16 protein-coding genes and 1 tRNA gene are annotated in these 20,564 nt (G+C 63.4%); 7 read left to right on the forward strand and 10 right to left on the reverse strand.

The features are described 5' to 3' along the window. The first annotated feature begins 20 nt into the window (after positions 1-20). From HDA45_RS32180 to HDA45_RS32190, 3 genes are all read left to right on the forward strand, one after another. Positions 21-605 (forward strand): DUF4956 domain-containing protein, encoded by a 585-nt coding sequence (locus HDA45_RS32180; RefSeq protein ID WP_184901697.1) that lies wholly within the window; start codon positions 21-23, stop codon positions 603-605. Then, positions 602-1,372 (forward strand): VTC domain-containing protein, encoded by a 771-nt coding sequence (locus HDA45_RS32185; RefSeq protein WP_184901699.1) that lies wholly within the window; start codon positions 602-604, stop codon positions 1,370-1,372. Before HDA45_RS32180 ends, HDA45_RS32185 begins: the two co-directional genes overlap by 4 nt. A 65-nt stretch (positions 1,373-1,437) precedes the next feature. Then, positions 1,438-1,851 carry a hypothetical protein gene (locus tag HDA45_RS32190; RefSeq protein ID WP_246480858.1) on the forward strand — a complete coding sequence of 138 codons (414 nt, stop codon included), beginning with the start codon at positions 1,438-1,440 and terminating at the stop codon, positions 1,849-1,851. Here HDA45_RS32190 and HDA45_RS32195 read toward each other — a convergent pair. Beyond that, positions 1,817-2,008: a hypothetical protein gene (locus HDA45_RS32195; protein WP_184906587.1), complete on the reverse strand. Its 192-nt coding sequence runs from the start codon at positions 2,006-2,008 to the stop codon at positions 1,817-1,819. The genes HDA45_RS32190 and HDA45_RS32195 overlap by 35 nt on opposite strands. Before the next feature lie 217 nt (positions 2,009-2,225). On the opposite strand from HDA45_RS32195, the gene HDA45_RS32200 reads away from it, so the two are divergent. Next, positions 2,226-2,299 (forward strand) — tRNA-Ile (locus HDA45_RS32200). 797 nt (positions 2,300-3,096) lie between these two features. Further along, the gene (locus HDA45_RS42525) at positions 3,097-4,164 is read left to right on the forward strand and encodes an integrase core domain-containing protein (protein WP_184901701.1); all 1,068 of its coding nucleotides are present in this window, start codon (positions 3,097-3,099) and stop codon (positions 4,162-4,164) included. Positions 4,165-4,224: 60 nt separating this feature from the next. On the opposite strand, the gene HDA45_RS32210 is transcribed toward HDA45_RS42525, so the two are convergent. Further along, the gene (locus tag HDA45_RS32210; RefSeq protein ID WP_184901703.1) at positions 4,225-5,259 is read right to left on the reverse strand and encodes a hypothetical protein; all 1,035 of its coding nucleotides are present in this window, start codon (positions 5,257-5,259) and stop codon (positions 4,225-4,227) included. Positions 5,260-6,377: 1,118 nt separating this feature from the next. On the opposite strand from HDA45_RS32210, the gene HDA45_RS32215 reads away from it, so the two are divergent. Beyond that, positions 6,378-9,581, forward strand: a complete 3,204-nt coding sequence (locus tag HDA45_RS32215; protein WP_184901705.1) for an AAA family ATPase — start codon at positions 6,378-6,380, stop codon at positions 9,579-9,581. A 575-nt stretch (positions 9,582-10,156) separates the two neighbouring features. On the opposite strand, the gene HDA45_RS32220 is transcribed toward HDA45_RS32215, so the two are convergent. The 8 genes from HDA45_RS32220 to HDA45_RS32255 form a co-directional block, all read right to left on the reverse strand. Beyond that, on the reverse strand, positions 10,157-11,971 hold the full coding sequence (locus HDA45_RS32220) for a UvrD-helicase domain-containing protein (RefSeq protein ID WP_184901707.1): 1,815 nt from the start codon (positions 11,969-11,971) through the stop codon (positions 10,157-10,159). After that, the gene (locus HDA45_RS32225) at positions 11,968-13,869 is read right to left on the reverse strand and encodes an AAA family ATPase (protein ID WP_184901709.1); all 1,902 of its coding nucleotides are present in this window, start codon (positions 13,867-13,869) and stop codon (positions 11,968-11,970) included. The genes HDA45_RS32220 and HDA45_RS32225 overlap by 4 nt, the downstream gene beginning before the upstream one ends. A 380-nt stretch (positions 13,870-14,249) precedes the next feature. Continuing rightward, entirely contained in the window at positions 14,250-15,509 is a 1,260-nt protein-coding gene (locus tag HDA45_RS32230) for a hypothetical protein (protein ID WP_184901711.1), read from the reverse strand. Positions 15,510-15,632: 123 nt separating this feature from the next. Next, complete coding sequence (locus HDA45_RS32235) at positions 15,633-16,643, reverse strand: hypothetical protein (protein ID WP_184901713.1); 1,011 nt, start codon at positions 16,641-16,643, stop codon at positions 15,633-15,635. A 785-nt stretch (positions 16,644-17,428) separates the two neighbouring features. Then, a complete protein-coding gene (locus HDA45_RS32240) occupies positions 17,429-17,626 on the reverse strand; it encodes a hypothetical protein (protein ID WP_184901715.1) in 198 nt (65 codons plus the stop codon). A gap of 30 nt (positions 17,627-17,656) precedes the next feature. Beyond that, positions 17,657-18,133, reverse strand: coding sequence for a GNAT family N-acetyltransferase (locus HDA45_RS32245; protein WP_184901717.1), 477 nt, complete (start codon positions 18,131-18,133; stop codon positions 17,657-17,659). A gap of 8 nt (positions 18,134-18,141) precedes the next feature. Continuing rightward, positions 18,142-18,456, reverse strand: coding sequence for a beta/alpha barrel domain-containing protein (locus HDA45_RS32250; protein ID WP_184901719.1), 315 nt, complete (start codon positions 18,454-18,456; stop codon positions 18,142-18,144). A 160-nt stretch (positions 18,457-18,616) separates the two neighbouring features. Beyond that, positions 18,617-18,862 carry a hypothetical protein gene (locus HDA45_RS32255; protein ID WP_184901721.1) on the reverse strand — a complete coding sequence of 82 codons (246 nt, stop codon included), beginning with the start codon at positions 18,860-18,862 and terminating at the stop codon, positions 18,617-18,619. Between the two features lie 436 nt (positions 18,863-19,298). Between HDA45_RS32255 and HDA45_RS32260 the strand changes: the two genes are divergently transcribed. Further along, positions 19,299-20,273: a DUF4238 domain-containing protein gene (locus tag HDA45_RS32260; RefSeq protein WP_281400814.1), complete on the forward strand. Its 975-nt coding sequence runs from the start codon at positions 19,299-19,301 to the stop codon at positions 20,271-20,273. The last annotated feature ends 291 nt before the right edge of the window (positions 20,274-20,564 follow it).

Consider the following 20,564-nt stretch of genomic DNA (forward strand, 5'->3'; position numbering starts at 1 on the left):
CCGGCGGCACAGTGGTTTCCATGACCACGACCTTGCTCCATCTCGCCGTCGACCTCGTCGCCGCCGTCATTCTCGCCTACGGGATCTACGCCCGCCGCCACCATCGCGGTGACCTCGCCTGCGCGTACCTCGCGCTGAACGTCGGCGTCTGCGTTTCGGTCGCCGTGCTGCTTTCCGTGTCGACGGCGAGCGCACTCGGACTCGGCCTGTTCGGGGTGCTGTCGATCATCCGCCTGCGGTCCGATTCGATCAGCCAGCAGGAGGTCGCGTACTACTTCGTCGCGCTGGTACTGGGCCTGGTGAACGGGCTGCCGTCCGCGGACTGGCGGATCGTCGCGGTCTTCAACGTCCTGCTGCTCGCCGTCATGTACATCGCCGACCATCCGTCGCGCACGCGCGGGCCGCAGCGGCGGACGGTCGTACTCGACACCGTGTACCCCGACGAACAGACCATGCTGATGGAGCTGCGGGCGCGGCTCGGCGGAACGGTCGTGCGGCACAGTGTGTCCGAAGTGGACTATGTCCGCGAGGTCACCGTCGTCGACGTCCGGTTCCGGCCGGACGCAGCCCCGGTCGTCCACGGCGCTCCGGCGGGTCACCGGTGAGCGGGCGCGGAACGGCCACCGTCGCGGCGGTGGCGAAAGGGCTGCCCTCGCTTTCGCTGGCCGAAGTCGTCGCCACGAGCGGGTTGATGAGCCGGACGGACCGGAAGTACGTCCTGCCGCTCAACGCTTTCCTGGCCGTCATGGAAACGCTGGGAGCGTCGCTGAGGTGCCTGGAGATCGACGGGAAGCGGGTGTTCGGCTATTCGTCGACCTATTTCGACACACCGGATCTCGCGATCTTCCGTGCGCACCGGCAGGACCGGCGGCGCCGGTTCAAGATCCGCACGCGCACCTACACCGACTCGGCCGATACCTACTGCGAGCTCAAGGTCAGCGGGCGGCGCGACGAAACGGTGAAGGTCCGCCGCCCGCATCCGGCCGAGGCGGCACACGGCCTGACCGCGCCCGCGCTGACGTTCCTCGACGACGCCCTCACCGCCGCCTACGGCCGCCCCGCGCCCCGGCCGCTGACCCCCGCGCTGGTCACCGACTACCGGCGGACCACCCTCGTCACCGCCGACACCCGGATCACTTGCGATACCTCGCTGATCTGGCGTTCGGGCTCGCGGAGCCTCGCCGCCGGGGGAGATTTGGTGCTGCTGGAGGTGAAGTCGGCTTCCGAACGCAGCAGCGTCACCGAGGCGCTGGCGAAACTGCGGATCCGGGAGCAGTCGGTGAGCAAGTACTGCGCCGGCCTGGTGGCGCTGGGGCTGGCGACCGGCGGGAACCGGTGGCGCCCGGCGCTGCGGCGGCTCGGGGTGGCGTAACGCTCGCGGCACGGCGGCTGACCCCTGCTGTCGGGCCATCAGGCCGGACGGCAGGGAGGACGAACATGAAGACGAGGGAGAAAGCCGCGCTCGCCGTGGCGGGGCTGGCCGTCGCCGCGGCGGGGGGAACGGTGTTCGCCGGGACGTCCGGGTCGCCGGCGCCGAGTGTGCAGGCCGCGGAGACGTCGTGCGTGACCGACGGCGCCGGGATGTGCACCGTGCAGCACGCACTGGGCGCCGTCCCGGCGGTGGTGGTCGTGTCGCCGAACACGCCGGGGCAGTTCAACGCGTTCATGCTGAACACGGTGCAGGGTTCGTACACGGCGACGACGTTCCAGGTGTGGGCGATGTTCAACCAGACCACGCCGAAGACGGGCGGGGCGATACCGACTTACCCGCCACGACGACTCCCGCTCCGGAACCTGACTGTCCAAAAAGGACAGGTCACGGCGGCGGCCGGTCGTCCAGTTCTTCGGTGAAGATCGCGTCGATGTGGAGACTGGCCCGTCGCAGTACCCGGATGCTCGCCCTCAGTGACAACGCGGCGCCGATGACGGCCACGACGCCGAGCCCGATGGCGACCGAATTCGCCACGAGCGCCTCCCTGCCCTGATGGGCGAGATACCCCAGGCCCATCCCGATGGTCAGCGTGTCCCCGGGCGCGGCCGCCCGGCGTTGGTCTCTGCAACCTAGACGAGCGGAACCCGTCCCGTGATGGAAACCAGCTGTTTGGCCTAGGCGATCGCGGCAGGTGAGCGCTGTGATAACTTGGAGCGAACTGGGACTTCTGTGCGTAAGCAAACCCGCTGATCGGGCTGGGGACGGCTCCCGCGGAGGTGTCAGGACACCCTTGGGGCCGGTAGCTCAGTTGGTTAGAGCAGGGGACTCATAATCCCTTGGCCGTCGGTTCGAGCCCGACCCGGCCCACAACATCAACATCGCTGTCGACCTGCAGAAATGTTGGCCCTTCGGCGGCATTTTCGCCTTGGCGTTGATCGTGGCTGGGCTCCGTTATGTCTCCGTTTGCTCCGGTGTGCTCATAGGTGGAGGAGTGTTCTGTGGTGCCAGGTGGTGGCGTAGCAGCCTTCTGTTTGTTCGTCACGACCGCTGGGGTGGGGATTTCAGCAGGTTTGAAGTTCTTTGCTTCCACAGCTGGACGAGCTGGTGTGGTCGCAGGTCGGCTGGGCGTGATCTGTGTTCTCGAGTAGAAGGCCAGTGACGTCCACGGTTTTGGTGGGGCGACACTGACCGCGCCGATCCTTTGGCAGTGTCTACCGACTACGTACAACCAATGGTGCTCGAGGTTGATCAGTACTTTGTGCGTGCCGTCTTGGATGCTTCTAGTGCGATGTCAGCGACAGCACCTGACCTGCAAGAACAGCACTCGTGACCCCCTCACTGCCAGTCAGGTTCTGGCAGGGCGCTGACCTGCGGTTATCGAGAACCCGCTGGTCGGCTGGCGCAGTTGTGTTCTGTTTGATGCGGTCCGGTGTCGTTGGGCGCTGTTGTAACCGGCGTCGTGCTCCAGATTTGCTCCAGGCAAATTGGTGTGAGAGTTGAGCGGCTCGACGGCAGGAGAGTGGGGTGACGACCAGGATCTCCAGCTCGAACAGCCTCCCAGTCCGCGGATGGGCAGCCGACAACCTGTGGGGTTCCAGAAGTCGGTTCATGCATCAGACCTGCGGCGACAGGCGTGTTCGGCGGGTAGGGCATGATCGGCGGCCATGTCGTTGCGTTTGTTCTATCTGATCTTCTTTCGGCTGGCGGGTTTGGTGGTGTTGCTCGGCCGCTCGTCGGCGTCGAAGAATGTCGAGTTGCTGGTACTGCGCCATGAGGTGGCCGTGTTGCGCAGAGGCAACCTGAAACCTCGCCTCGATTGGGCTGACCGGGCTGTGTTCGCCGCGTTGGTCCGCCTGCTGCCCAAGGCGCTGCGGCTGCACCGGTTGGTCACCCCGGGCACGGTCCTGCGCTGGCATCGGCGCCTGGTGGCTGCGAAGTGGACCTATCTTCACCGGGTCGGTCGTCCACCGGTCGACGACGCGATCGCTGGGTTGATCGAACGGATGGCCAGGGAGAACCACAGCTGGGGCTACAAGAGGATTCAGGGTGAGCTGCTCAAGCTTGGACACCGGGTCGGTGCGTCGACGATCCGGCGGATCCTGAAGCGGGCACGCGTACCTCCCGTGCCGGTCCGGGACACCGATACGACCTGGCGGCAGTTCCTGCGCACGCAGGCCTCGACGATGCTGGCGTGCGACTTCTTCCATATCGACTGTGCGCTCACCCTCAGACGAATCTACGTGTTCTTCGTGCTGGAGGTCGGCAGCCGCTACGTGCACATTCTGGGCACGACAACGAATCCGGACGGCGAGTGGACTACGCAGCAGATCCGCAACCTCGTGATGGATCTCGATGATCGCATCGACGAGTTCAGGTTTCTCATCCGTGATCGGGCTGGCCAGTTCGCGTCCTCGTTCGACGCCGTCCTGGCCGACGTCGGCATGGAGGCGGTAAGGATTCCTCCGCGTTGCCCGCGGGCGAACTGCTACGCGGAACGGTTTGTGCTCACGGCCAGAACCGAGCTCACCGACCGGATGTTGATTCTGAGCGAGCGGCATCTGCGCGCCGTGCTCGCCGAGTACATCCGGCACTACAACGGTCGACGGCCGCACCGTTCCCGCGAGCTTCGCCCGCCCCGGCCGGCCCACCCCGTGGCAGACCTCAACTCTCAGCGGATCAGGCGACAGCGGCTTCTCGGAGGCCTGATCAACGAGTACGAACGGGCGGCATAACCCTACTGGTCAGAGCCGTCGGCAGACTTGTGGAACCCCGCAGGTTGTGTTGAGCGTTCGCTAGCGAGCTTTCTCTGCTTGTCGAGGGAGGTCGGTGTAGCGTTTCGTGACTACGAAGGACGTCCCGGCCAGCGCCCGGCCGACGGGTGTGGCGGCCCAGGTGCGGAGCTGCTCTGGTTGTCCGTCGCTGAGGTTCAGCAGTCCGACGATTTGGGAAGGTTCGGGCGGAATCGACATCGCACAGCGGAGCACCGTTTCGCCTGTGGCCGAGCTTGGTTCTTCCTCAGCGTCGTCGGCCGGATCTAGTTCCCACCAACCTAGCTCCACGGTCCATCCGGTGCGGTTGAGTTCGCCGTTGGGTAGCGGTGCGAGCACGTCGAGGAAGTATCGGTTCGGTCCGTAGGGGTCGGGATCGTCGGAGATGCTGAGGTCTTCAAGTATGAGCCTCGCCTCGCCGTTGCTGCACTGCTCGTAGGCGTCGATCAGCAGCCGCATGCCATGCACCCCTTCCGCGAGTTCGACCTCCGTCGCGCCGAGCTCGAGGCGATCGAGGCTTTTACGATCAGATTCGCTCAACCCCTCGAAACCGCCCCCGAACGGGACGAAAGGCAGGTCGGAATCCCATTCCCGACGGCTGTCGCTCGGGGGAGATTCGATGCCATCCGTGTACTCGGCTAGCGCGTCGCGGAGATCCCGCGCCTCCTTCTCCAGCTCGGCTGTGATCGCGGTCTGGACAGGAGTCGGCACGCTGGCTGTCGCGTGGTCGAGATCGGTCAGTGCCTGATAGAGGAGTAGCTTGACGTGCTCGTACCACAAGCTGTGCGTACCGAGTAGCAGGGTTGAGCGGCCGTCCCGGTCAGTCAGTGCCGCGAGGTGCTCGTTGGGATAGGGCTCGAAGCCACCGTGTCGGCGATCTGAGCAGCACAGGGGCACGGTGGCGCAGGCGGAAATCCGGTTGAGCGCAGAAACGATCTTCGTTGCTGTTGCTTCGTCGTCGACGCTTGTGACAGTCGACGACTGCACGCCTGTGGGGCCGCGAAAGGTAGCGAGAATCTGAACTTTCCCGCGGTTCGGATGCTGGGAGTAGATCGTCATTGGTGTCACCTTTCGGTCGACAGCCCATGTGCGGGACGCCGACGATAGCTGAGGAATGCTGGAAAGGCGGTGGCGAAGGCGCGATCCAACGCTCCGTGCCTTGAAATATGTGGTGGTGGCTCAGGTCCGATCCCGAGCTCCTTGCCTGGAGAGAATCGTACCCGAGCTGTTCTGCGCACGGCAACTACTCGGACTAGCACCGTCGGCCAAGGGGGCGAACATGTGTTCTAATTTGGTGGCAGACCGCATGGCCGACCGTGCCGTGGGGTGAGGAGGTGTGCGGGCTGAGTTGGCTGTTGCGGGAGCGTGCGACTGGGCGTGAGTGGCGGGTCGAGACCAGTGACATGGCTTGGGAAGCTGGCGGCTATGACCTCCGGCGTTTCGAAGTCCATGTAATGGGCGAACGGGTGGTCGGTGCTCCTGATGGTTACCCGGAGCCGGCACCTACGTTGAGTGCTGCTGGAGGGGCGACTGGCGTCGCCGGGCTGGTCAAGCACATCAGGCCGTGACTGAAGCCGTGGGCGACGGCTTGAACGTGGTCGAGGTGTCGACTTCGCTGAAAGGTGGAGGGTGTGGGTCTTGACGGACTTCAGTGGTTCTCGCTCAGCCACCAGTTAAGGGGGTGCGGATCGGAGCGCTGCCGCTGTTGATGTCCGCGGAGTGCCACTGCAAGGACCGCCGGCAAACGCCGTGCGTCAGCCACGGGACCGCAGTACGTACTGGAGGCTGCCACCGCCCCTCCCGGTCCTGGATCGATACCACTGGCAAGCACATCTCGTGCGTACCTATGGTCGAGGACAACGTCGAGTACCGGCGAGCTGCCTATCCCGAGCACGCGGTCCTCGGGCTCAATGCAGAGTGGCCGGTCGGTGAAGCCTTTCCCCGGCGAGCCAACTGAGAGGTTGCAGTAGCGTAGGCAGGCCGGCGGTGATGCGGCGGGCCGGCGGACATGTGGCTGCAGCTGGCGGAAGGCGGCGTCCCTGCTGGGCCGATAGCTTGCCGCGGGCATGGGACGCCTTGCTCCAAAGGGGTGATCTTGGGGGTGCTCTGCGTTAATCGCGTTCGTTCGGCCACAGAGAGCTCATCGGTTTGTCGGTGGTCGTGCTTACTGTGGTGATGTGTCGCTCCGTATCCGACGTTTGCCCAAAGATCTCAAGAACACCGGCCCGGCGACCGAGGCGCGTAATAGGTATGAGCACGAGTGTGTGACGTTGGCGGTCATTCGTGCGTTGGCTGCTGACGAGGACCTGGCCGGTGTTGCTGTGCAGCACTCTGCCGATCTACTGCTCATCCGTGAAGAAGTTCCGCCCAAGTTGGTGTCGATCAAGCATCGCGACCCACATCAGGCGTCGGATGGAAGTGGGTGGTCGCTGTCGGCCCTGCGCGGTCAGCGAGTGCTGCAGGGGCTGTATGCCTGGTGGAGGGAGGCTGAGTCGGCATGCCCAGTGGCGTTCTGGACGAACGCGGGTTTCGTTCGCGATGCGCGCGAGCTCCATGCTGTGTGCGCGGGCGGGGCCCAGCCATCCCTAGAGTTGACCAGGCGCATCGCTCGGGAACTCAACACCAATGAGGCCGAGGCGGCTGCTTTCCTGGAGGCGCTGGAATTACTGCCAGAGCCGTTACCTCGGCGCAAAGAGATCACGGCGCTGGGGATCCGGGAGACGAGGCTTTTGCTGGAACGGCACCGGGCGAGCGCGGGCTTGTTCGATGCCCAGTGCTACCACGCACTCCTGGAGCGGATCACGCTCATGAGTGGCGACGGCCCGGCTGACGAGTTCCCAGCGCCGACACGCTGCACCGCGGTGGCGTTGTCCGAACTAGACCAGCAAGACCGTCGCGAGCTCGAAAAGCGATATCTCGACACACGCGCCCTGCTGGATCTGCTGCTCAACGAGTTCGATAGCCACGTCTCAAGAGCACTTCCAGATGTGGGAAGTCACTGGGTGCCCGACCCGAGGTTCACTGGACGCCGTGCTGAGATACGTCAGCTCGAGGTTCTGCTTGAGCCCGGTCGGACCAGCCCTGTAGTTCCTGTAGTGCTACACGGTGTGACTGGCTGTGGGAAGACCAGTCTCGCAGTGCAATTCGCGGCGCTTTATAGCGAACAGCTGAGGCCGGTATTCATCAACGCGACTTCGAGAGTAGAAGTTGCCCGTGCTTTGGCGGCATTGGCACCAGATTGGGATCCGGGGACCTGGACGTCAGGTGTTGCCGAAGCACGAGGGGCAGTGACGCCGCCATTGCCCGCTAGTTCGGCGACCTTACTGATATTCGACGGCGTCACTGAGGCTGATGCTATCCGTGGCTTGGTCCCGCGCGAGTCCCTGTGTCGCGTTCTGATCACCAGCACTGCTCGTGGCCTCGACGTCGGTTATCACGACGTTGAGCTGACTGGGTGGAGCAGGACGGAGAGCCACGAGTATCTCGCGACGACGCTACCCGACGTGAGCGAGCGCAACCGGGACGAGTTGGCTGCAGCTCTGTTCGATCATCCACTTGCCCTGGCCCAGGCGACCAACCACTGCCGGCTCCTCCGCCGGAGCGTGCCAGCCTTCCTTTTATTGTTGGCCAGGGCGCCGTTGGAGACTTTGCAACTAGGTGAGGCACTAGGGCATCGGACGTCGATTATCGAGGCGATTCGACTCAATATCGCCGCGGCGAACGACGAGGAACCAGACGCTTTGGCGTTGCTCACGGTCCTTTCCTTTCTTGGCAGCTCACCTGTCTCCTTCGAGACCATAGCCTCGGCGGGCGGTGTGGGTATGGTCGTGGCCATAGCTCCTCCGGTGGAGACCGCGAAGCCCCGAAAACAACGTTGGCGCTTACGGGGGGAGAAACGACAAACTCAGGAATTAATCAATCAACCGGAGAAGCAAATCCATGTAACGCAACTGGCGCGCGACATCGCCGCTAGACTTGCGGATCCCATAGTGCGCGAGCGTGCGGCTGGAGTGCTCGCTCGCTTTTCGCTAGTCACGGTTCACGACGATGGACTGCTTGTTCATCCCTTGGTCAGTCTGGTGCAGCGCCATTTGGCTGATGACAGGCGGCCATGGCTCGAGGTCGGCTTCGGCTTGTTCCTCGAGGTGCAAGATGGAGCAATGTTTGAACCAGACGGCGTGCTGGATCCTCATTTGGAACATCTTGCCGAGCTTGTGATCGCAGCGGCCGACGCCGACCTGCGTGGGCCTGTCGTGACGTGGTTCGCAGAGCGCCTTGCGCGTCGCCTTTGCCAGCTTGGTGATACAGCAGTGACCGTGGTTCATTCCTGGTCTGCCATCGACTTTGCGTCGTGGGCTACCGAAGTCGCAGAAGAGCAAGTTATTATTCAACCCGCGTATGCCAGGGCGTTGGCGGGGTGTAGATCGGCGCTCGCGCAGTCACTTCTGATTGCTGGACAGATCGATGAAGCGGTCAGAATACTTCACCTCAACCACGACCTCGGGTTACGCACTCATCCTAATATCTGGCTCGATGCTGTGCGCAGTCTCGGTGATGTTGCCGCTGATACAGGAAGACGCGCGCTTGCCGAGAGCGTCCTCGCTGCTATCACCAATCTTCCCGGGCGAGCCATTGACAGTATTGGCACCCAGGTCTATGTAGCGCATACGCATGCCAAGCTGCTGCGGTTTCTGAATCGCACTCAAGAGGCGGACGCGGTCGTCGCGCGCGCTCTGGAGTTAGCTGCTGCCGACGCCGACTGTCCTCCTCGTGTTGTGGCCATGCTCCACGAAGTCGCAGGTGTGATCGCCCGAGACCTAGGAGATGACACCCGGACTCTCACACATGAACTGGCTGTACTGGACTTTTACCGGCGGCAGGGAGGAAATCTGAGGACCGACAGGAGGCTCGTCTGGATGTTGCTTAGCGTTGCCGACGCCGCTGTGGGCGCAGAGGACCTGGACCTTGCTTCCGACCTCCTGCAGGAGGCCGAACAACGTGCCCGCGACGAATTCGGCACCGACAGTGCCATGTACGCCGGTGTCCTGGCGACTCGCGGCAGGCTTCACTACCACCGCGGGTGTTTCCTTGATGCCCTCGCTGACTTGGAACGAGCAGTCCGCGTTCTTCGTGCCGGCCACGGCGTCGAACGGTCCCAGTTACCGGCTGCACTAGTTCACCTTGCGCATGTGACCAATATTCTCGGAGACAAACAAACTGCCGTTTCGCTAGCTCGTGAAGCATATGAACTCGACTTGAAGCAATTCGGTCCCGAACATCCGGAAACCCTCAAGGATTTAGAGGCAATCACCGTGATCAAGAAAACATCCTACCTGCCACGAGGTGATGGGAAGTACTATGCGATAACGGATGAGACGTAACCCGTCGGCAGTAAGGGTTCCTCAATTCGCTCTTACTGCGGATTATGGTACCTGCTGGGTCTGTCAGGTGGAGAGAGCTCTCGTGAGTCAATGGACTTGCAGAGAGCCGTGCTTCATGAGACACGGACGCGCTGATTTGTGTCGCGACTCGTCAGGCGGTGTTGCGGGTCCGGTGCGCGGAGGGGGAGGGAGCGCACCGGACCCGGCCTCACCTTGCCACATGTCGAGCGGATGTTCAGGGGACGGCGGCGTCGGATGATCAGTAAGTGATCACGATGCGATTGCTGGGTTTACCTGGCTCCAACGTGCTCGACCCGGTCCTCTCTGCTGCGTACCAGCCTGATGCCGAAGTCTGCCGTCTGAAGGAAAGGCTGCAAGCCACAGCTGAGCGTCTTACCGAATGGGTGTACCTGGACGGCACGGCCCAGCACGTCCTATCCACGGTTCCGGGTCACGGACTGGTCCTCGTGGCCCATCCACCGACTGCTAGGACGCTGGCCAGTCGGATCGAACCTCGTCTCGACGGCACCGAGGTTGGTCCACTGCGTAGTGACGTTGAGTCCCGCCGATGCCTCCTAATCGGAGCGGCGAGTCGTCGTCAGCTCGAAGGGAACGTCCCTCAGCTTGAGATGGGCTGCCACCAGGTCTTGAGCATCCTCGGGCAATGCGATCGCGAGCAGGCGCTTTGCCCGCGTTGCCGCCACGTAAAGTACTCGCAGGTTCTCCGCGATGTTGGGTGGGTGATTGCCGGTCGTCCAGGCGTTGACAAGGCCGTCGATCCGGGTGTCGGAGGGGATGAGGAGGAGGACCGCTTCCTCTTCCTCGCCCTTGACCTGATGGACGACACTCGCTCGCACCCCGCTTGCCGAACCTCGTGGAGGAACTCCGCTCGCGTTTCGTGGGGTCTTGTTCCTCAGCTTTCCCCTGGCGACCAAGGAGCCGCTGTTGTCCAGACGCTTCATGCCGGGACGCGGTGGCAGCAGCCCGAGCTGGCGGCTGGCTTCCTTGCACCAGTCGGTGAACGTCCCTTGATCAAGGTCGGGAAGCGCCCCAATCAACTGACCGGCCAGTTGACGGATACGCCAAGTGTCGAGACCGACCAGCTCGCAGATCGCCTCCACGGAGCGGCCGGTTGTGTCGGCCTCAGCGAACCAGTAGCGGAGTAGTGCCCGCTGGAGGATGTCGTAGGCGAACTGCCGCAGAGTCGCGTTCTTGGGGTTTGATTTGGCGACTGCCGCGGCCCAGGCCACTCGTGCAGCGTGGTGTGCGGGAGGTTGAGAGCCGGATACGCCCGTCGTCGTGGGCAGGCTTGTTCCGGCATGTGCCAACACCACGCGATTCTCACTACGAATGCTCAGTGCATCGGCATGTTCGATGAACACGGCGAGTGCTTCGTCGGGTTGTGACCCGACGGTGCCGATGAGCAGGATGCCCGCCGGCTCGGTTCGGTTCGGTCCGACAGGGGAGTCGGCCGGACGGGCGGTGGCTGTGGGGCGAAGCGTCGCGGCCAGGCCGCAGATGGCGGGGCTGCTGCGCCAGTTCCCCCGCAGGTCGACTCGACCTTCAAGCGACTTGCCGAACTCGCGGATCCGAGCGGGAAGGGCGCCGCGGAACTCGTAGATGGCTTGATCCGGATCACACACGAAGACCAGTGGCATGCCAGCGTGGTGCAGCTGGCCGAGGATCGCCAGGTCGTGGGCGGAGCAGTCCTGCGCTTCATCGATGACGATCTCGCGGAATCGTCCGGACAGCATCGCGATGATTTGGTCTTGTCTGCGCTGGAGGTTGTGTAGAGCGAAGATCCGAATTTCGTGGCCGGTGACGTAGCCCTCGGCAACCAGAGCTCTTTGCTTGTCCACTGCTGCCTTTGCGGCGTCGTCAAGGAGACCAAGCTTGGAGAGGGCGTTATAGCTCTTGATCGCCCTCTTTCTCGGCTGAAGCCGTGCAGTGCACCTCGCCGCGCCGGGTTCGCGGCTCCACTGGAAGTCGTTCAGGAAGACTTTGTGACGGTTGGGGCCTGTTCCAACCTCGGTCGAGGCATCGATGCGATCCCACGAATCGATGCGACGCCAGAGCTTCCCGGATCCCAGAAACGGGCGGAGGAGGTAGCGCCAGAGGAACGTGTCGATGGTACCTACGAAGTTCGGGAATTCGGCGAGCTCGGGTTTGCCAGCCTCGCGGCAGCGCTGCGCGACCTCGGAGCAAGCGACGTTCGTGAACGACAAGACGGCCCGGCCGCGTCTGCCTTGTCCTTCGGCAAGGTGCCGGTCGACGATGACTCGGGTCTTTCCGGCGCCGGGGCAGGCCTGCACGTAAAGCGGCGCCGGGTGCCGGACCGCGTCCTGCTGTTGCCGGACAGCGGCTTCCGCGTACGGGTCCGGCTCTGTCACGGCTGCGGTTCCGCGATCCACGTGATGGCAGTACTCAGGTAGGCGGGCACGACGAACTCGTCGTGCTCCGTGCTGAGCTCAGCGACGTCCTGGGCGAAGTCTCCCTTGCGAAGGTTCTTTTCCTCGAAAGCCTTCTGAAAGAGCCGGATGCGCTCATCGGGGTCGGTGGAGGCGTTGATCTCGGTCCACACCTCGGGGCCAATCCGGCGCTTCTGCCGGTTGAACGCCTTTTCCGCGACAGTGAAGTTGGCAGCTCCCCCCGAACGCAGAAGTTCGGGCTCCAGGGTCGGGTCCGCGACGAAGACCTTCAGCCGGTCCTCAGCGCCGAGCTCCCTGGCAAGGCTCAAGAGGTGCTCGCCCCGGTCGTAGCTTAGTGCGGGGTCCTTGTCGGTGATCACCGCGACTCGTTCGGCGATGCGTCCGCCGGCGGCTTCGGTCAGCAGGACCCGGATATACGGGGCGAAGTCCACGCCGTCGATCGCCACGATCGTGGTACCGACGAACCGTGCCCAGCGCCCGCGATCGAGGTCGGCCTGCTCGTCGGCTGTAGACGTGGCAGCTGTGCGGAACAGTGGTGATGCGGCGGGGCGGGGTAAGACCTTTCGCGCGAAAACCGGCAGAAGCAGAGATTCTGCGACACCTTCCACAAGGATGACGCGAGGACCGAACAGCATGGCGCTTCGCGTCGCGTCGAGGTAACGCTTGAGCTTCCCGCTGGCGTCCTTGAGGTCCAGGTCGGCCAAGGGGATCACCTTCGACTCGAATCGACTGCGGTCGAGCGCTGGCCATTCATCTGCGATCATTCCGTCCAAAGGCCGGTCGACGCCGGTTCGAAGCGGATGGCGCTTGAGGACCACGAGGTCTTCGACCTCGGCCGAAGCGGCGATCAAAGGTGAATGCGTCGTGACGATCACCTGGATTCGGCCGGCGTACTCCGCGGATGCGGGCGATGCCGCCGATGCCTCGGCGGCATCCCGCAAGTACTCGACGAGCAAGCTCTGCAGCTGGGGGTGCAGGTGCGCCTCGGGCTCCTCGACGAGGAAGACAGTCAAGTCATGATCCCGGGCGGTCCGTAATTCTGCGACCACAGTCGCGATGTAGAGCAGGTTGGCGTAGCCGAGCCCGGACCCCCGGATGTCGCGAGGATCGAGCCCTTGGTCGTTCATGCGGATTCGGAGCGATCGTGCGATGGACAACAGGTCGGGATCGGCGAACGAGATGTCCGCGACCTGCGGGCTGGCGCCAGCCGAGACGTCCGACAGCGGCGCGCGTACCGCACTTTCGACGCCGTCAAGGACCGCCCCTGTCTCCTCGGCCGTGCGGAGGGTGTCGAGGTTCCTCTTCACGGCCCCGACGAAGTTCTCCACCGGGACTTTGTGCTCGTTCAGCAGGTAGTTCAGGATCACCCGCAGGCGGTTGCCTGAGCCGGAGTTCAGCTCGCGCTGCGCGTCGCGGAGCGGCGGGAGGTACACGTGCCGCAACCGTCCACGGGCTTCAGGCTCGGGATCGCGATCGCTCGATCTGCCTTCGCCAGCGACCCACGTGAGCTTTCCCCGGGTCTCGGACCCGACAGGCGCGGTGTAGGTAACTCGGTATCGCACGGACTCCATATCGTCGAGGGCACCTTGGCTGTAGATGCCCAGCTGGGTCGGGGAGGTCATCGCAAAGGTCGCGCCCAGCTCGACGATGCCGGAGCCGGGCATGCGTGCGACGTCATCGGCGTCCCAGTAGCGGTCGCGGCGTCCGTCGAGCGGATCGGTGAGGAGACGGACCAGGTCCAGCAGGTTCGACTTGCCGCCGTTGTTTTCGCCGATCACCACCGTCAGGTGCTCGCGGACGGGCAACCGCACCTCCCTCAAAGAGCGGAAGTTCCGAGCCTCCAGCGACGTCAACCGCACAGGTTTCTCCTTGCTCGGCACTCCGGGCGACCCGCAAGGTTCCGTCCGGAGTGTCCTAAGTCGATCAATCGGGAGAAGGATCGTGAGCGGACGGCACGCTGTTACGGAAGGTGAGGATAGGTTCGCCCGAACGGATGGCGATGGTGCGATCGTAGTAACTCTCGTTGGCTGCTGGGTGCCACATCGAGCTGCCTGGTCGCCATCACGCTAGGAACCGCTAAGCAGTCCCGCTCCGTCCTCGTGAGGTCGAAACTTGCTGCGTCGTTGCCCAGGCGTAACGCCTGGTTGAGCAGGGTCGACGGAGCCCCTCCAGTCCTCGTCCCGGCCTAAATTGATCTTGGTGGCGGCGGAGAGAGCCTCAACGGCCCTCGCAGACCCTGTTATTCCGGCAGGCCGAAGTCTGGCGATGCAGCGACGCGACTGGCTCTTAAGACCTGGGCGAGCGTCGAGAGCGCTTCGAAGATGCCGAGGGTCTCGCTGAGGAACTCGAGGTACGTCATCCCGGAGGGGTCCTCATCGCTGACCACGCGGCCAGTCTGAAGATCGTGGTGCGCCGTAGCGTGCCCGATCGTGTTGCGTCGACGGTTGTCGAGCAGAACCGCGAACGACTCCCACCCGGGTACCTGAGCCACGTATGCGATCTTGTATGCGCTGGACAGCTTGTCGAATTTCTCGAGGCTCTTGGGGCGTTTGTTCACGGGCACGCTCTCGGGGTGGACGTCCCCGAAGTCGTCGGGGCTGCCGTTCTGCACGGTGTTCTGGGCTGCCATCAACGGCCACAGGCACTTGCAAGCGATCTCGAACCCGTGCTGGTAGAGATCCCGCACCGTCGAGAACTCGTCGCGGAAGAGCACCAGCTCATCGAATGCCTCTTTCTCCTCCGCGCCGACGAATCTGCCGAGGAGGCCCATCTCCCACGACTCTTGCTCCTCCACGAAGCGGTTGAGCTCGGTGAACAGATCTCGCTCCAGCGGGGCCGCCGCCTGCCCTCGACACCGAAAGGCCCTGAGGTGGTCCTTGTGCTGGCCCATTGCGTCGGTGTGCTTCCGCGCGAAGTGGCCGATCACTTCAGGGCCGCACGTCCCCGTGCTCCCCGTGATCATCGCCGTGGCCATCCCCAGCGCCTGGTACGCGACGCTGGTCCGCTCGTGGCTCGTGCTCGGCTCCCACTCGAGCCCGAAATGCTTCTTTGCGATGCGGGTGAACATCTCGGCATGGCCCTGGAGGTAGTACTGGAACAGCATCCGGACCTGGGGCCACAGGGCCCGGCCGGCTTCGAGGGCCTGGTGCCGCTCCGACTCGAACTCGAGGAAGACGTCGTGACCGAGGATCTGCACGAGGGTCATCGTGGGGAAGGCCCCTGTGGGAGCGAGCGAGTCCGCTTCGTAGAGTGACGGCACGAACGGGTTGACGGTCACCACCGGCACGCCGTCCGGCTCGGGGTCGTGGCCGCTCAGCACCTCGCAGTCGATGGCAATCCGGTGGTTCGAGAGCTCGGAGCCCGACATCGACCCTCGAATCGGCAGGCGGCACAGTGGGCACGGGAGGTAGAAGCGCGTCCCGCGGGTCGGCTCAACCCCGAGCCGCGCGACAAACATTTCATCGCAGCCGGGACACTTGAGGTGGTGGCGGGAGATCATGGAGCTAGATTATCGGCGGCCGTGTGCCTACCACTCGAAGCCGTTGGCTATCCGAAGAAGCTGCGGGTCAGAGGCGTCGAGAAACCGAGCACCGCAGCGTCATCGGCGCCGCGCTGCTGTGCACTATCGCACCGGGCCAGGCTCATCGTTTATGCGATACGATTCCAGACGATCAAGTTGATACTCGATCTGGTCACGGAGCTTGCCATAGGCCACAGAATCAAAACCGTCGCTCTTCAGCTGGAATCGATCTAGCATTATATCCATACCTTGCTGGAAGCCCGAGATTTTACCGTCAGCCGTTCGGCGGTCATCCTCGTCTACAGTTATCAGCCCCAGTCGCTCAAGCATGCGATTTGCCGTGTAAGTTGTGCGACTGATGCCATAGTTCAGCAAGCGAATCTCAGCCTCGATCGCGACTTGATGCTTTTCTGCCCCAAGCGAAGCGATCATCAGCAGAAATGCGATCTCACTGTCCTCCAACACATGGATCCAGCCTTGCTTGAAAAAAGCTGCAGGAAGGCTGAATGTAGTATCTTTCGATCGGGGCAGTCGATACTGCTCGTTTTCACCTTGCTCGATTTGGCCGCGCTCATGCAACAGCTCGAATCTCTCGTGCTTGCCTGATGTCCGCCCTTGATACGGCAGCCGAACTAGCCCTTCGGCAGCCAGAACATCCAACGTGGACTTCAGCTGACGTACTTTTTTGGCTCTGGCACTCATATAGCTTCGCCCGGCGCCAGCCGACTTCGCGTCGCTCGCGAACGTGTCGATCCATGACGGGGTCGTAAGCGTGGGTGGCGTTACGGGCAGCAAGTTATCAGGAAGCGTTCCGGCACGGTTGCGCTCCTGCCCTTGAGCCAAGAACAGCGCAGTCAGGTACAGCCGAAGTGAGATACCACGCGGGCTGATCAACCGCGTCGCCGGCGGGCGATCAGCTCGCTCTGGAGCTCGGCGGTCAGAAGCGTCAGACCTCGGCCTGTGACCGAGTCGGACAAACTCGTTACGGATTGTCACCACGGTGAAGGCGCGCTTGGTGACCTGGCCAGCTAGAAAAGCAGTCCGATCAGCGACTTCCTGCTCCGTGGCCTTGAGGCGCGCCAGGCGCTTCTCAAGCCTCGCACGCTCCTTCACCCCGGGTGGCTGGGAGAAGTCCAGGAGCCCCCGCGGGAAGATTGGAGTCGATTCTGACATCTTGGTCCGTACGTCTTAACCCGCCTGGAGCCTCTGACATTTCGACACTTGCATCGCGATCCTGGCCGGTCAGGCCGTAAGACGATGGTACACGCAGGGGCGCCGTGTCTGGGGCACCATGGCGTACGGGTCGGCTGAACGAGCTGGCCTTGACCCCGCGGGCTCGATCCCAGAGGGCCACCTGTCGAAGCGCGGCTTCGTCCGCCCTACCCGCACGTGGGGTGGGGCGGTCTCCGGTCCTAGCCGGAGACCGCGCCCGGCAACCTCCCAACTCCGCGCAAGGAAGAAGGAATGCTGCGTGTCTAGAGTACGTCGACCTCGTTCCAACGGGGCTGCACCGCGTCCGGAACCCGATCGTCTGCCCCTGCGCTGGGCCCTGATCGGCCTAGTAGCCGCGTTCGTAGGCGCTGCAGCTCTACCCGTGGGTGGCGCAGCAGCAGGTGTCGTGGCGGCACTAGCTGTAGCTGCTGGTCTCCATCGGATGATCGCCTAGCAACCAAGCCGGACGCGGGACTCCCCGGTGGTTCCCGCGTCCGGCCCGAGATTCGGCCATTGGGCGCGCTGGCCAGGAGGCTCTCCAACTTGTTTGCGAACCCCTGCTGCAGCGAGCAGAGCTGAGCTGCCAGCGGGCCGCCGGGCCTTGCCGCCGACTCGCAGCGACGGGCCGGCGGCAGCGCTCGCCTAACAACGGCTCGACGCCCTCGCCCAAGTCGAAGGCAAGGCCGTCAAACGGGTGCCCGCCACCACGCCGGCACCCGCGTGCACATCCGCACCGGCGGCTCGACCCGCACGAGGCGATCTACCCCGAGGTCGAACAGATCATGACCGTATCCGGGCTGTCGCTGGCCGAGGAATTCCCCAAACCCCTCACCAACGAAGTCCTCGCCGCCGACGTCGTGGTCACCATGGGCTGCGGCGAACACTGCCCCGTCCTACCCGCTCGGGTTGGACAATTACCCTAAGTGGTACTCGTAGACCGCGCGGTCCTTGCCAGGTCCTTTGAAATCAGCCGTCACCCAGATGTCGTTGACCTTGTAGTCGCTCGGTTGGTTGACGAACCCCATGGCTGGCCACGCGGCGTGTGCGGCGGTGTTTTCTGGCTCGGACGTGAGGTAGAGGCGCTTGGCGCCACACGAGACGGCATGGTCACGGACATCGGCGATCAGGGACTTCGACACGCCCCGCTGTCGGTATGAGGGATGTGTCATGACGTCCTGGATGTAGACGTCGTCCGGGTTGTCCTGGCTGCGGAAGGCCATGACGGCTCCGGCGAGCGCGTCGTCGATGGTGGCGACGGGGCACGTCGAGGAGAACAGTGACGCGTAAAGCCAGTAGTCCGAGTAGGTGCGTGGCCGAATGTACGGTGCGCCGAGTTCCATCAGGTCGATCACCTGAGGGATCAGCTCCTGGCGAAGCGGCGAGATCTTCATGTGGCTCCTCAGTCGTTCGAGTGGACGAGTTCGGCCATACGTTGAGCAGCGGTTACGGGGTCTACGGCGTCGGCGACACTGCGGCCGACGATGAGGATGTCCCAGTCAGGGCTGGTGATGATCGCGTGGTCAGCCGGGCTGAAGCCTCCGGATACCGCCACGGGGAGCTGGGTCCACGACCGTGTCCTGCGGGCCGTGGTCAGGGAGGTCGTGCTCGCGATGCCGATGTCGATGTTGGTAGTGATCGTGAAGCCATCGACCCTGGCGCGTTCCATGGCGCTGACCCACTGCCGTGATAACGACGTTGTCGGCGCGTCGAGCATGATGGGTATGCCGAGGCGGCGTCCGGCCTCGACAGCCGCCGAGACGCTGGCCGTGCTGGCTGGGCCTATGGGATGGGATGGGACATCGACGCGTGGAAACTCTACGACCACGACACACCCGGGGGTGCCGCCCCACCCGCACCCCGCGTACGGGGTGAGATCAGGTCCGTCGGCTGTCCAGCCGGTTGATCACCTCGTTCACCGGATCCCGGCCTCGTCCCGGCGAAGGCGGTGACCGCCGCGCCTGAGCCGCGACCCACCGATCCCGGCGGTCTCGCTCCTCGGCGGTCAACCCCGCCGGTTCCGGCCCGTCACCCGGCAACGGGTGATACGGATCCTCCAGATCACCCGGCGGATCCTCCCACCACTCAGCACGCCGCCACCGCGGCCCCGGCCGCTTGCTCATGCCACACACACCCATGACCGTAACCCCGAACCCCCGCCTCGCCGCTCACCTGTCCACGATCGCGTGACTCCACAACATGCTCAGTAGTAGCGCCACTAGACCGGGCCGACCTTCGGAAGCAGCAGGCGGCAGAGCCGATGCTGGCCAACCGGCATCGCGCCCGCCGCTCGGTGGTCGATCACAAGAGTTGGTCGCGGTACTCCTCGGCTTGTGTGCGAACAGCAGATTCGAAGGCGTCGTCGAGCCTCGAGCGAACTCGTTGGCGTCACCTTCGCCGAAGTCGCCCTCGGTGCCCTCGTCGTGCTCCGTCCAGGTCGAGAAGCTGAGCAGCAAGCCGCAGCAGCCGGGTGACGTCGGAAAGATCGACGAGCCGAGATCCAGCGGCAACGCTGCTAATTGATTACAGGAGCCTACAGGTGCTATGTCACACTGAGGCATGAACGGGTGGACTTTCCCGCCGCGTCGGTCTTCTGCCGATTTGGCGCAGCAACGCGCAACTTTGGTGCCTCAACGAAAGAAGTTGGTGAAGAACCAACACGTAGTATCGCGGGCCGTGCTGAAGAATTTCAGCTTCAAGGATGCTAATGGTGGCGACACTCTCATTCCCTATAATGTTCGAACTAAGAGGGAGTTGCGTCCGCTCGGCATTGGCGGATGCGGAAAAATCTTGCACTTCATTCGTTACGCGTCCCAATCCTTGGAAGATCTATGGAAGTCCTCCGTCGAAGACCACTTGCATCAGGTGTCGGCTTCGATACAAGATCGCAGCATCCTTGGTAAACCCGACCTGGTCACTGTGGTGAAAGACTGCATTGCCTTGCATCTCGTGCGCTCCCTCAGGTATCTTGAAGTCCACTCTGCCAGCATTGACCAAGCCCAGCGCGCGCTCGGGCCCGACCTGATCGGCAGGTTCAAACAGCCGCTGAGTCGGCTATTTTTGGCAAAGTATGGCCTCTATCCGGCTGGCGACGAGGCGCTTGAGTGCGTTGTAGACGAGTTCTTTGCCGAATGGAGACGGGTCAACTCGGACGGCTTAATGGAGCGCCAAGACGTCGAGCAAGCCTTCGAAAGAATTCGAGGAGGATTTACTCCACTTCAGATCAATGTCATGTATGCCCCTGCGGGAAGCGAATTTTTGATATCAGATTCCCCTGCTTTTACCTACCTGTTCGACGCGACAGGGGAGAGGTTCACGAAGATCAGGTCAGCTGTCGGCGATTCCAATGGTGTCGGGATGCCTATTGCGCGAGACTGTTTTGTCACGACGGCTCCAGACCTAGGGATGGGTGAGGTGCCTGCCAAGTTCGTCGACTACCTGAACATGGTTCAGATGGAGATCGCCTACGAGCACGTGTACTACCGACAGGGGAGCCCGCTGGCATCTTTTGTTTCTTCCGCCGCCGCCCCTTGAATCGTCGGAGGACACGGATGATCGTCGTAGCAACACCATTGGGCCCGCCGCAAAGCAGATCGGTCTGGTTACCTCCACTGCCAAAGCCGGGGCCACCGTATGGACGTCGTCACCCGCCATGGACGATTGCTGGCCAACGCTGCCGTTCCGATGTAGGCCAGCCGCCACTTCCGTCATGGTGGGACGGCCCGAAATCGTTGTGTGGCAAGCGGTGACCGAAATCGTCGAGGTGAGCACGGACGATGACCCGGTGTTGGACGTCGTTTTGGTGCACGGCCTTGACCGTTTTCT

The sequence above is a fragment of the Amycolatopsis umgeniensis genome, assembly GCF_014205155.1.
In the GTDB taxonomy this organism is placed as follows: Bacteria; Actinomycetota; Actinomycetes; order Mycobacteriales; family Pseudonocardiaceae; genus Amycolatopsis; species Amycolatopsis umgeniensis.